Genomic DNA, 10,833 nt, shown 5'->3' with positions numbered 1-10,833 from the left:
TTTTGCCCTCTCAATCTCCTCAATTGATGCTACTGGAAACAATGTAGACTGTACCAAACTCATTACAACCACCCTCGCAGAATTTATTTCATCTTGCGGTTGTCGATCATTCTGTTGCAATAGCACGAGTTGATCATCAGGGACATCACCTAGAACATATACCAATATTTGGAATATACTAATAATGCTTCACTGCTTCATTCCCCCTTCTAAACACCTCTTCCTGCGGGGGTGTTTTTTTATGATCTTCAATATTCAAGGCGTTGGTTATTTCTCATGAATTTCTAATGAATTTTTTGCCATGAATTAGCATCATTATTTTTAAATGATTATCACTCTGTAATTATGAGCATAATTATATTTAGAAAATATATAGGGGACTATTAACTAACTATGGATACGATTATTCTTTACTTAGTTTGGATAATTACTGCTATTCTCCTGGTGATTTTTATCAGAAGGAAAAATTTGATTAAAGCACAAGTAAGTTTTTTGTTCATGCAAGTACCAACTTGGTTATTTGGTACCTTAGTTGTTAAGGGAAGATTAATTGAATACCCTGTTGGTTTTCTTAGCGTTGTATACAAAGCAAGTTTTACCTTTGAGTTTTTCGTTTTCCCTGCTATAAGTGCCATATTTAACGTTCATTTCCCTCGTGAGAAATCGTGGTTTATAAAAACGATTTATACTCTTAGCTTTCCAACAATAATGACAATAATTGAGATTTTTCTAGAGAAGCGCACAGACTTGATTAAATACATAAATTGGACATGGTATATGAGCTTCCTCTCAATAACAATCACTCTATTACTTTCTTACTGGTACTACTTGTGGTTTTTTAAGAAAATCAAGAAAATGTACGCCGAGGACCTGTAGCGATTCGATTCCAAATAATTTGTAACTTAAATATTCATGATTTTTCATTTCTACCAAACACGATATCCGTCATCATTCGCCCTGGCTTTCTATCGTGATGAGACTTAATGTATTCATGCAGCTTGTTGCACGTTGGACAAAACCCGTGTCCGTTGTACTGGATTACACACTCTTTGCATAATTGATTGTCACAAGTTGTGGGATGCGGTGGAATGATTCCTCCATCACGAGGTGAGCGAAATATAATACTTGCATAATCAATTACAAAATCGCAAAACTGAGTAGCTTCATTCTTTCGGCAGAAGGAGCATGGATACTTCGGTAAGGAAAGTACAGTCATTTTTCACCTCATGTCCTTCAATATTCATTATGTTCCATCACCATTTGATTTCCTTTTCTGCACAATACCCGTTTTATTCATGACCTGGTTTAATTCAAGCTTGCTGATCCCTAGCTTTTCAGCCAACTGGGATCTACTCAGTAAATCCTTATTTTCACGCAAAAACCTTAAGTTCTCTTCACTTAGTGATACATTGACTAAATCATTTAAATACTTATCTTCAAAGGTCGGTATATTTATATCTTCCGTTTTTCTGATCTCTACAACAACGTAAGGTTTATCAACTACATGGTACTTATATTTCTTTGGCTGACCTTCACGAGTCATAAATCCTAAATCAATCATTCTTTTCACACGCGCGAATGTAGATCCATTTTCCTCGTTTTGCTCACCTGCTATCTGCGATATTTTTTTCCCAGCCTTAATGCCTTCGTAGATAGGGACCTCATATGGTAACAGCTTCATTTTGTCCATGATCAATACCCGTTAGATTGCCGCTCATGATTGACTGCGTTTTTATCCATGTACGCTTTCTCGATTTGTTCCCAGGTGAAACCAAGCATTTCTCCAAGACCTAAGAATTGAGAGCAAATACGCATGTAATCCCCTTCGTTATGATCATCATCGAAACTCCCAATAGTCCAAAACAACCGCATTTTTTGGGGAACCTTTACTGGAAAGTGAGGGTACTCTTCAAAAGCGGGAATGTATTCGCCATTTGATGCTGCATATTCATTTTTGGTCATATCCCAGCATTGTTTGCACATATTGGCATTATAATCGGCCATAAATGGGCTTGGCCGCGTGAAATCGACCTGTTCTTCGCAATAATTGCATTCCTCTTGCGGTAACATCTTTGGCGACTTCCGGCTGCTCCAATACTTAAACCCGCGCCATTCATTCGCGCACTCGCCAAGCTCCACCTGAAGAGCCAAAACTAAGTAAGGCAACCTATCCATGTCCTGTAAACCTTTTTCCTTGATGATCTTTGCATCCAGTATTTTTTGCATATCGTACATTCTTGTTAAGTTCATCCAATCACTCTCCCTAATGATTTCTTTGACTCCAAAGTAATGTAGCCACTTTCTCTATCCGATCCCAGTTATGAACCTCACGCCAGCCGCGTCCCTCTGTCCAATAATCCACTTCTGCCCACTTCCTACCGCTACCGTTCTTCCTGATGTTGGATGCTCTGTATATCCGACCATGTATTTCAATCTGTGGAAGTAGAATTACCTCAGATTGACTCTTCTCATAAGCAAGTTTCGTTTTAATCATTGAAATGACCGTAGCCATGTGACTTGTAAACACTTGCTAGCTTATCGACAACATCAGATACAAGGTTAGAAATAATAGCAATATCCTTTTCATTCATTCCGTCTAACAAACGGATCTCACCAGCCTTTAAAGTTCTCCCCGCGGCGGAAGAAAGTATTTCTACAACTGGCTCTATCCGTTGCATCCGTTCCTTTTGTGCACTCTCTGCCCTTGAAACTGATAATTGTTTAAGGTTGAATTCTTCCCAGTCCTGTTCATCAAACCAGAAGTATTCACCATATAGAATCCGGTACTCATCAATGATTGAATTCTTTAATTCATCATTTCCTTCGATTTTAATGTGACAGTTGCCGCATGCTCTATAAGCATTACTGAGGACTCCACGCCCTCCTCTGCCTCTTCCGAATACATGGTGAGTAGTTTTACACTCAGCTTGCTTGCAATACTGGCAAACGCCTTGTGAGCGTTCTGTAGCTGCCTTTACAACTGACTTAGGAAACTCTGCTCGATCTGCTTTGCTTGGTTTGGATTCATGATGAGAAAATAAGTTTTGTTTCCATTCGGGGAGTTCACGCTTTCCTTTTTTACGTCCCTGTAGGCTGTTATAGGGTTTCTTCTCTTTTTCATTTGGGGTAGGTTTGGGGAACATCAATATTTATCACCTACAAATTCGAATTTTTAGAACAATTCGATCTGCACAATCTTCTTGATGAATTTCTTTTGGTATTTCTTTAAACATACTGGCCCGATACCAGTCTTACGGTATTTTTCGTTCGATAGCTTTCTGCGGCAGATTAAACAATGAGAATATTCCTTATTACCTTCCATTAGATTTACCAACTTTCTTTGGTAAGGACATTTTTCCTTACCTGTGGTATACTTTAAGCATCCTTCAAAAGGATTTCATCAATTGAAGCACAACCAAATGTAACAGCGATTTTTTGAGCCATTTTCAGAGATGGTGATCGAGTGCCACTTTCAAGGTTTTTCACGTAAATCAAAGAAATATTCAGAGCTTCAGCTGCTTGTTCTTGTGTCATTTTCTTTGAAGTTCTGAGTTCCTTTAATTTTATTCTCAAAATTTATCACCTCATTAATGGTATGCTTATTGTATTCTTATTTCCAATTATAGTATGCTAATTGTGTACTGTCAAACAAAAATAAGGGAGCGATCTATTTGAATTCCACTTTTGGTAAGCGAGTCAAAAAGCTGAGGATGCAGCTAGGTTGGACACAACCAGAGCTTGCAGAGAAACTTGACGTATCATTGCCACTAATCAAGAATTACGAGGGAGATACACGGAGCCCTAGCATAGATAAGCTAAATAAGTTATGTGATCTGTTCGGGGTTAGTTCTGACTATCTACTGTGTAGGACGGATGAACTTATGCCTGCATACGTTCCAAATGATGCTGTTTTGAGTTTTGATAAAAATGCATTTTCAGATGAGCAATTGAAGTTTATCGAGGCTTTCCTAGAGGCATTTAATAAAAGGTGAAAAATAAACAGCCGCTCAAATGAGCGACTGTTTATAATTACTATTTCTTGCTATTCAGGTGGATAAAGGTGTTATTTTCACCTTCGAATTCAAGTATTGTTTTATCAAGAAATATATCATTTAAAATTACTTTAGTTGAGATTATTGACTTATTATCTATTTTAGTTGTCTTTTCCTCAAAATAAAATTTTTCACCTAATTGTGTGTAGTAGTTAATCATCGTCTCGGTAACTAGACATTTCCTTCCACTCATAGCTTTATCAACTACAGGAATTAAAACATATTCATCTTTTGAAATGATCGGAACGTTAACATTGAATCGCAAGTCTTCGTTATGTCCTTCCATGTTAACCGTTATTCTCACCTTACAGTTTACCATATGACCTGGTCCCAGATTGGTAACTCTCAAGTAGATTGCTTCTGGTCCCCTAACATCATCGTAATCTCCAACTACATACAATTTAGTATTTTCTTTTACTTTATAATACGTCTCATCGAAAGGTATAGGTAAGTATAAGTTATCTATATGTGGCATCGCCCTAAGGTTTACTCTCACCTGTCTTTTAGCAAGGAAGTAGCTAAACAATGAACCCAAGGAAAACGTAATAATAGGTGTCGCAATCTTCCAAAATGTTTCGTTTGTAATCCAAGACAATGCTTTTTACTCCCCTTTTTATATAATCCCCATTTGTTTTGCTTCATCCCTGGATTGTTTATCGAGCTTCTTGCTGACTACTCTGAAGTTTATGTATCCAGTGATGATAGACAAGGCCATGCCAATTAACCCTATTGTCGAGACGACAATTTGATCCTTATTAACTCCTACGAAAATCAATATTGCACAAACGATGAAAGCTGCTGATACGTAATTGCCTAAATTGACCACTAAATCACACGCTCCTAAAAGTTCATCTTAGCTGATTATAACACATTCAATGAGTTATATTTCCGATCCATTTCCATTTACCTTTATCATCTATTGTGTAGAAATTAAACGAAACAGATAAGAGAGTGTAAGTATATGTGGTCCTCCATTGTTTAGCAGTAAGTAAAAATGTTTCTTCCTCAAGACAATTGTTACAGTTTAAAGTGAAACGTTTTTCTACTGGTGGATGCTTTATGAACTCCCCTTCCATCTTACCGGAAGAACATCTTGCACATTTGATTAATAAATCTTTGGATGCTTTATCTACGGAAACTCTTCTAACATCCGTTGGATCAGTGAGGGCATATCCAAATGGTTTTAGAATTAAATTAACAGCTGTTCTAAGCATTATCTCTAACCTCCTCATTCGCCCACTTAATATAATGTTCCATCATGCCAATCGTTTGGCTAAATCTAGTCTCAAAAGATTTATGCTTTCGGAAGAATGTAAAGGTTAATACTGTGCGTGCAATATTTTGCGGACGATCTGGATCTGCAAGCCACGCTTCTAGAACCATGATCTGAAAGGAGCGCTCATCATCTCTTTCTACTTCATATTTCAGAATCTTGGATTGATACTTATCCCCCATCATTTCACTCTTAATATGAGCAACAAACTCAGGAGAAGTATTTTCTGCTAACTCTTCAAAATTGAAATCCATTCTGGCCACGCTCCTCATCATTTATTTCCCTCATCCTACGCTTCCACTTCTGCTCCATATGCAACTTGAGTAACCCGCGGCGGTGCAGCGCCTCATTACGTTTTAATGCAAACTTGAACGCCTGGCGCTGCGGAGTGATCGGTCCTCCAAATGATGTGTTGCGGGTYATGTAAGTATTTCAACACGAAAGCCAGTTTTTTCAATGAATTCATTAATCTCTGATTCGTCTTTGAAATAACATACATAAGGCATTACAGATCCACCATATTGAACCTCATAAACCCTAGCGCGAATTAGATTTCCCATTCAATACCACTCCCATCAATTAACTTCTTAATCGTTTTGATCACCTTGTTGATTATAATGTACAACATAATAATCAATTAGTCAACAATTTTAACCAACATGTTGATGATTTTAATTATCTTTGTTATTATTTTATTTATGAAAGGTGTGATTCGAATTGATTAATAATAAGTTAAGTGAAGTAATGGGCAGAAAACGCCTTAAAATATCTGATGTAATTGAAATGACTGGCCTTGCTCGTAATACTGTCGCAGAACTATATCACGGCCGCGCTAAGCGCGTCGATTTTGAAACATTAGATAAATTATGTAATGCCCTTGAATGCAATCTAGACGAGATACTGATACATACTCCTCCTAAGGCTGGTGAATAAAAATGCCAATGTATGAGTATCAGAAGGGCGGTAAAACGCACTACTACTACGCATTTGAAGTTAAAGACACAAATGGTGATCGTAAGACAATAAAGAAACGTGGATTCACAGGAAAGACAGAATGTCGTGCTGCTGAAAGGGAAGCGAGAGTTGCGTGGGAAAAGGGTAGTTACATCGATCCTTCTACAATGCTATATGCTGAGTACGCGAACAACTGGTTAGAGGCAAAACAGGACATATCTGAGCAAACAAGATATGTCAATGAAGGTCATCTCAAAAACCACATACTACCTGTGATTGGAAACATCCCTTTGCAGAAAGTAAAGGTTAATCATATTGAACTACTCATAAAAACTCTTCAAGAAAAAGTATTAGCAAACGGCAAGAAGTTAGCTGGCGGAACGATAAAGAAAATTTATAATCTTGTTCAAACATCTTTCAAAGCAGCTGTTCAGAAAGAGTATATTATCAGAGACCCTTTCACTCTGTTAGACAAAGGATCGAAACCTCAGGCTAAAAAGGCGAATGTAGATTATTGGACCAAAGAAGAGACTAAGGAGTTTTTAAACAGCTTCGAACATCGTCAAAAGATTCTATTCATTCTCGCGATCTACACCGGTATGCGCCGCGGAGAGATACTTGGATTACGTTGGAAGGATGTTGATCTCGAAAACGGGCAATTGCGAATTAGTCAGATTCTCGCCTTTAAAAGCAAAATTAAAGATGGAGCTAAGACTTTGGCAGGTAACCGATCTATCTCAATCCCTCCCATTGTTGTTGCTGAACTACGAAAGCACAGAACTGTAATTATTCAAGAAAAATGGGAAGCAAAAGACAAGTACAAGGATCATGATCTAGTGGTCTGCGGCAAAGATGGACGACCTGTTAGCTGGAGTAACTTCCATAAGTTTTGGATAAGGAGATTGGAAAAGACCACCGTTCGCCCAATCAGATTCCACGATTTAAGACACACATGCGCATCTTTGCTTTTAAGTGCTGGCACTCACCCAAAAATTGTACAAGAGTTATTGGGCCACTCATCGATCAAAGTAACATTGGATACTTACTCACATATGATGCCTAACATCCAGGCTGATGCAGTTAAGAACTTAGAGAAAATGCTCACGTAGTTTCCTTTGAGTTCGTTTGGTTATTTGAAGTTTCCTACCAAAAAACCTACCAAGTTGACTTCACGAACAAAATAAAAGGCTGAAACCCGTTGATATATAAGGGTTTCAGCCTTTTCTAATGGAAGAACATAATAGTCCTGCCCCGAAGGTTCATATTCGATTAAGTGTATACTATCAGGTTACAGTTTAGTTGGCAACCGTATAAATGAAAAAAGACTGAAATCACCTCATCTTCCCTGGTGATTTCAGTCTCTAATTAAATAACAAATTCTATAAATTCCGGTGAACGCAGTCTCCCGCTTTGGGTCCAGCTTCTAGTTTTTACCCTCGCCATAATCCGCGGCTCCATATAGGCGAAATTCTTGTCTTCCTTGAAGACTAAGCGTTTTTGCACGCTTTCTATCGCTTTTTTGTGGATTGGTGATACGCCGGACTCAATGATTCCTACTGGTAACTTGGACCCATCTGCTGCATCAATAGAGGCCAGTAAAGCAAAATTATTTTTCCTATATCCAGAAATGTACACATCGGCGTACGTCCAATTAATTACTTTTTGCCAGCGGATGGAGCGTTTGTTTATTTCGTAAGTGGAATTCTCTTTTGTGGATTTCATGATAATGCCCTCAAGCCCGCGGCCGCGAACGTGCTCAAAATAGTCTTTGGCATTCCCCTCGAACATTTCAATCTTTTTATAGTTCTCATTCTCAGTAAAAGCCTGCTCCAACAGCTCTTTACGCTTAAGCAAACTTAAACCMGTGACATCAATTCCCTTGTATCGCAAAATGTCAAAAGCACAAAAAACCACAGGTTTCTTATTTTTCTTAGATAAAAACCGTGCGGACATCGCTTCAAAATCAGGTTTCCCTTGATCATCCAACACGACTAATTCACCATCAAGTATGGTGCCTTCCGGTATAGGGCATCTTAATAGCTCAGGGAATTTATGCGTTATTAAGTCATTGTGTCTCGTATATACATACAGTTTATCCATATGAGAAAGAATACATCGTAAACCATCTAATTTTAATTCCGCAATATGATTCTTACTGTAAAATGGCTGATTATTTTTGGCATTGTACAACATCATAGGAGAAATGAACATGTTATTATCACCCTGATTTAAATGATACTTCACTATGAACCTTCTGCCTATTGGTAACTGTTTCCCACGGTAAACAATAAAAAATTTATTCGCTTTGATGTCACACATGAATGCCCTCAATTGTCTTATAAGTGTCACAAAAAAATTGGAGGTAATCACTGATGACACAACGTTTAAATTATATGCAGCAATCACCTGAGCTTTTCAAAAAAATGCTGGAATTCAGCAACGCCGAACACGATAGTGCCATTGAAGAGAAGATTCTTGATCTTGTTCACATCCGTGCTTCGCAAATGAATGGTTGTGGGTTCTGTCTAGACATGCACGTCAAGCAAGCGAAGATCCATGGGGAAGGCGAACTTCGCCTCTACCACATTGCCATATGGCGTGAATCCACGTTGTTTACACCGCGCGAGCGGGTAGCACTGGCTTGGACAGAGATTCTGACTAAGCTTCCTGAACATGGTGTGCCGGACGAATTGTATGATCGCGTTCGCGGTCTATTCTCTGAAAAAGAAATCTCAGATCTAACTTTCTCCGTCATGGCTATTAATGCTTGGAATCGCATCAATGTCGCTTTCAAGAACGTACCAGGTTCGGCAGATGCAGCATTTGGACTAACGAAAGCTGGTTTGAGTTCCCCCCACCATCTGCAATCAGGATGACATCCTCTGTTAACATATCCACCAAGGATTGAATGTTACCATTCGAAATCGATGAAATGAATCGTGTCACCAGTTCCTTTTCTTCAACCAGACGGGTGGATGGACTTGCCTGCTTGGGTGAGGATACATCTACGATCCTCCCCTAGCTGAACGGTTGGTTCAGGCAGCCAATTCCCCACATAGCTAATTCTCCTTTTTCTCGCTGACTTTAATTCATTCAAGCATCGGTTGACCATCATTTTGCTTAAATAAGACTTGGTAATATGAATATTCTCATTGAGATGTCCATGAATACTTATGAACAAATCTTGCACCATATCTTCTGCATCTGATCTAGAACCAAGCATTCGGTATGCAATGGCAAACAAATGAGGCTTATAGGTTGTATACAAATCTTCCATACTCGTTGTAGGTTGGTCCTTTGTGAAACTTTGCATAATAACCCTCCTTCATTCCTAAAGTGAAACTTCAGCCAATCTGACAAAAACATGCGTCTCTGATAAGACAACTGGCGTTGTCCATCTGTGACATGAATCTTGAAATAAAAAAACAGCCACCATTGGCTGCTTTTCCTTATATCGCATATATCACTTTCAGTGAGGCAACTCCACCGATACTTCACGACGGGCCGCCGCGGAGCGCAGTACGCCGTCAATAATCGCTTGCTGGATTAGAATTTGCTCACCAGGAATTGGGGCTGGTCGACCATCCCGAACCGCTTCGGCAAAATCATGTACTTTCTGATCGAACAGATTCAATTTATGCTCGACAAGCGGAACTGGCGTCGCTGTATGTCCGCCGAATTCATCATGGAATAGCGTGATGGAACCTACGGAGCCATCCCATACCCCTGACCACGGCCCAGCACCAGCCGGAGTCACTTTAAGACCCGCATCCGTACCGAGAAACATCGTTGCTCCAAGGGTATCCATGTGCATCGCCCACGATATTTTGAATTGCAGCACAAGATCATTCTCGAAGCGCACCATCGCAACCCCGAAATCTTCGACTTCGAACTTGCTCGCTTCCGGATGGTACAGGGAGTTCGTGCCGAAATGGTTAGACGTAAATGCGGACACCGTTAGCGGACGAGGATATCCAAGCGTATTAAGCGCCATATCTAGCGAGTAACAACCAATATCCGCCATCGCGCCTGCTCCGGCGAGCTGTTTACTGATGAATGTTCCGCCTGGCATACCCCGACGACGCCCGCCTCCCGTCTCTACATAATAGACATTGCCAAGACGTCCTGATTGCACAATCGTTTGCAGCAGCTTCATATTCGGATCATAGCGAGGCTGGAAACCGAGTGTTAGCATCTTCCCGCTCTCATTCGCCGCTTGTGTCATATCGATACCTTCTTGAAGTGTCACCGACATCGGTTTCTCAAGTAACACGTTCTTTCCTGCGCGCAGAGAATCCACGGTCGTTACGTGATGTGAAACGTTTGGCGTACAAATACTAACCCCATCCAAATCTAAGCGCAATAAATCCGTATGGCTATCAAATGAAGCAGCTTCCGTTAATCCTTCCGTTTTCGCGAATGCTGACGCCTTGCCTGGGATTACATCGGCCACACCTACAATCTCTACATAGTCAAGCTTCTTATACGCAGATATATGGGCTCTGGCAATGCCCCCAGTTCCGATTATCCCAATACGCAGCTTTTTGCTCATTC

Annotated in this window: 17 protein-coding genes; 5 read left to right on the top strand and 12 right to left on the bottom strand. The window is 39.8% G+C overall.

Features of this window, described 5'->3' with window-relative positions:
* Positions 1 to 393 precede the first annotated feature (393 nt).
* On the top strand, positions 394 to 876 hold the full coding sequence (locus AB4114_RS10970) for a CBO0543 family protein (RefSeq protein ID WP_441988482.1): 483 nt from the start codon (positions 394 to 396) through the stop codon (positions 874 to 876).
* 367 nt (positions 877 to 1,243) lie between these two features.
* On the opposite strand, the gene AB4114_RS10965 is transcribed toward AB4114_RS10970, so the two are convergent.
* From AB4114_RS10965 to AB4114_RS10940, 6 genes are read right to left on the bottom strand one after another with little or no spacing between them, the layout of a single operon-like run.
* A complete protein-coding gene (locus AB4114_RS10965; protein WP_441988481.1) occupies positions 1,244 to 1,690 on the bottom strand; it encodes a hypothetical protein in 447 nt (148 codons plus the stop codon).
* Positions 1,691 to 1,692: 2 nt separating this feature from the next.
* Positions 1,693 to 2,250 (bottom strand): dUTP diphosphatase, encoded by a 558-nt coding sequence (locus AB4114_RS10960; RefSeq protein WP_441988480.1) that lies wholly within the window; start codon positions 2,248 to 2,250, stop codon positions 1,693 to 1,695.
* 13 nt (positions 2,251 to 2,263) lie between these two features.
* Positions 2,264 to 2,512 carry a hypothetical protein gene (locus AB4114_RS10955; RefSeq protein WP_441988479.1) on the bottom strand — a complete coding sequence of 83 codons (249 nt, stop codon included), beginning with the start codon at positions 2,510 to 2,512 and terminating at the stop codon, positions 2,264 to 2,266.
* Positions 2,487 to 3,143 carry an HNH endonuclease gene (locus AB4114_RS10950; protein ID WP_441988478.1) on the bottom strand — a complete coding sequence of 219 codons (657 nt, stop codon included), beginning with the start codon at positions 3,141 to 3,143 and terminating at the stop codon, positions 2,487 to 2,489. Before AB4114_RS10950 ends, AB4114_RS10955 begins: the two co-directional genes overlap by 26 nt.
* A 29-nt stretch (positions 3,144 to 3,172) precedes the next feature.
* A complete protein-coding gene (locus tag AB4114_RS10945) occupies positions 3,173 to 3,322 on the bottom strand; it encodes a DUF6011 domain-containing protein (protein WP_441988477.1) in 150 nt (49 codons plus the stop codon).
* Between the two features lie 53 nt (positions 3,323 to 3,375).
* Positions 3,376 to 3,573 carry a helix-turn-helix transcriptional regulator gene (locus AB4114_RS10940; RefSeq protein ID WP_441988476.1) on the bottom strand — a complete coding sequence of 66 codons (198 nt, stop codon included), beginning with the start codon at positions 3,571 to 3,573 and terminating at the stop codon, positions 3,376 to 3,378.
* A 98-nt stretch (positions 3,574 to 3,671) separates the two neighbouring features.
* Here AB4114_RS10940 and AB4114_RS10935 point away from each other — a divergent pair, with 98 nt between their 5' ends.
* Positions 3,672 to 3,992, top strand: coding sequence for a helix-turn-helix domain-containing protein (locus AB4114_RS10935; protein WP_441988475.1), 321 nt, complete (start codon positions 3,672 to 3,674; stop codon positions 3,990 to 3,992).
* Between the two features lie 40 nt (positions 3,993 to 4,032).
* On the opposite strand, the gene AB4114_RS10930 is transcribed toward AB4114_RS10935, so the two are convergent.
* From AB4114_RS10930 to AB4114_RS10920, 3 genes are all read right to left on the bottom strand, one after another.
* Positions 4,033 to 4,647 (bottom strand): hypothetical protein, encoded by a 615-nt coding sequence (locus AB4114_RS10930; protein WP_441988474.1) that lies wholly within the window; start codon positions 4,645 to 4,647, stop codon positions 4,033 to 4,035.
* A gap of 277 nt (positions 4,648 to 4,924) precedes the next feature.
* On the bottom strand, positions 4,925 to 5,266 hold the full coding sequence (locus AB4114_RS10925) for a hypothetical protein (RefSeq protein WP_441988473.1): 342 nt from the start codon (positions 5,264 to 5,266) through the stop codon (positions 4,925 to 4,927).
* Entirely contained in the window at positions 5,259 to 5,579 is a 321-nt protein-coding gene (locus tag AB4114_RS10920) for a hypothetical protein (RefSeq protein WP_441988472.1), read from the bottom strand. The genes AB4114_RS10925 and AB4114_RS10920 overlap by 8 nt, the downstream gene beginning before the upstream one ends.
* A 463-nt stretch (positions 5,580 to 6,042) precedes the next feature.
* Between AB4114_RS10920 and AB4114_RS10915 the strand changes: the two genes are divergently transcribed.
* A complete protein-coding gene (locus AB4114_RS10915) occupies positions 6,043 to 6,258 on the top strand; it encodes a helix-turn-helix domain-containing protein (RefSeq protein WP_441988471.1) in 216 nt (71 codons plus the stop codon).
* A 2-nt stretch (positions 6,259 to 6,260) separates the two neighbouring features.
* Complete coding sequence (locus AB4114_RS10910) at positions 6,261 to 7,388, top strand: tyrosine-type recombinase/integrase (protein ID WP_441988470.1); 1,128 nt, start codon at positions 6,261 to 6,263, stop codon at positions 7,386 to 7,388.
* 256 nt (positions 7,389 to 7,644) lie between these two features.
* Here the strand turns inward: AB4114_RS10910 and AB4114_RS10905 are convergent, their stop codons facing one another.
* Entirely contained in the window at positions 7,645 to 8,472 is an 828-nt protein-coding gene (locus AB4114_RS10905; RefSeq protein ID WP_441988734.1) for an ATP-dependent DNA ligase, read from the bottom strand.
* Between the two features lie 179 nt (positions 8,473 to 8,651).
* Between AB4114_RS10905 and AB4114_RS10900 the strand changes: the two genes are divergently transcribed.
* Complete coding sequence (locus AB4114_RS10900) at positions 8,652 to 9,155, top strand: carboxymuconolactone decarboxylase family protein (RefSeq protein WP_441988469.1); 504 nt, start codon at positions 8,652 to 8,654, stop codon at positions 9,153 to 9,155.
* 83 nt (positions 9,156 to 9,238) lie between these two features.
* Here the strand turns inward: AB4114_RS10900 and AB4114_RS10895 are convergent, their stop codons facing one another.
* Together AB4114_RS10895 and AB4114_RS10890 are read right to left on the bottom strand one after the other, a co-directional pair.
* A complete protein-coding gene (locus AB4114_RS10895; RefSeq protein ID WP_441988468.1) occupies positions 9,239 to 9,592 on the bottom strand; it encodes a sigma factor in 354 nt (117 codons plus the stop codon).
* A 156-nt stretch (positions 9,593 to 9,748) separates the two neighbouring features.
* Positions 9,749 to 10,831 (bottom strand): Gfo/Idh/MocA family protein, encoded by a 1,083-nt coding sequence (locus AB4114_RS10890; protein WP_441988467.1) that lies wholly within the window; start codon positions 10,829 to 10,831, stop codon positions 9,749 to 9,751.
* Positions 10,832 to 10,833 lie beyond the last annotated feature (2 nt).

Source organism: Paenibacillus sp. 2RAB27 (assembly GCF_052115445.1).
Taxonomy (GTDB): domain Bacteria; phylum Bacillota; class Bacilli; order Paenibacillales; family NBRC-103111; genus Paenibacillus_E.
Note: the sequence above shows the minus strand (reverse complement) of the source record. Positions and strands in the feature narration are given on the sequence as shown.

Excerpts from the sequence above, each read along its gene's own strand:
- AB4114_RS10965 (WP_441988481.1), bottom strand. The coding sequence starts at position 1,690 with ATGGACAAAATGAAGCTGTTACCATATGAGGTCCCTATCTACGAAGGC.
- AB4114_RS10895 (WP_441988468.1), bottom strand. The coding sequence starts at position 9,592 with ATGCAAAGTTTCACAAAGGACCAACCTACAACGAGTATGGAAGATTTG.
- AB4114_RS10970 (WP_441988482.1), top strand. The coding sequence starts at position 394 with ATGGATACGATTATTCTTTACTTAGTTTGGATAATTACTGCTATTCTC.
- AB4114_RS10955 (WP_441988479.1), bottom strand. The coding sequence starts at position 2,512 with ATGGCTACGGTCATTTCAATGATTAAAACGAAACTTGCTTATGAGAAG.
- AB4114_RS10910 (WP_441988470.1), top strand. The coding sequence starts at position 6,261 with ATGCCAATGTATGAGTATCAGAAGGGCGGTAAAACGCACTACTACTAC.
- AB4114_RS10900 (WP_441988469.1), top strand. The coding sequence starts at position 8,652 with ATGACACAACGTTTAAATTATATGCAGCAATCACCTGAGCTTTTCAAA.
- AB4114_RS10925 (WP_441988473.1), bottom strand. The coding sequence starts at position 5,266 with ATGCTTAGAACAGCTGTTAATTTAATTCTAAAACCATTTGGATATGCC.
- AB4114_RS10945 (WP_441988477.1), bottom strand. The coding sequence starts at position 3,322 with ATGGAAGGTAATAAGGAATATTCTCATTGTTTAATCTGCCGCAGAAAG.
- AB4114_RS10920 (WP_441988472.1), bottom strand. The coding sequence starts at position 5,579 with ATGGATTTCAATTTTGAAGAGTTAGCAGAAAATACTTCTCCTGAGTTT.
- AB4114_RS10960 (WP_441988480.1), bottom strand. The coding sequence starts at position 2,250 with ATGAACTTAACAAGAATGTACGATATGCAAAAAATACTGGATGCAAAG.
- AB4114_RS10950 (WP_441988478.1), bottom strand. The coding sequence starts at position 3,143 with ATGTTCCCCAAACCTACCCCAAATGAAAAAGAGAAGAAACCCTATAAC.
- AB4114_RS10890 (WP_441988467.1), bottom strand. The coding sequence starts at position 10,831 with ATGAGCAAAAAGCTGCGTATTGGGATAATCGGAACTGGGGGCATTGCC.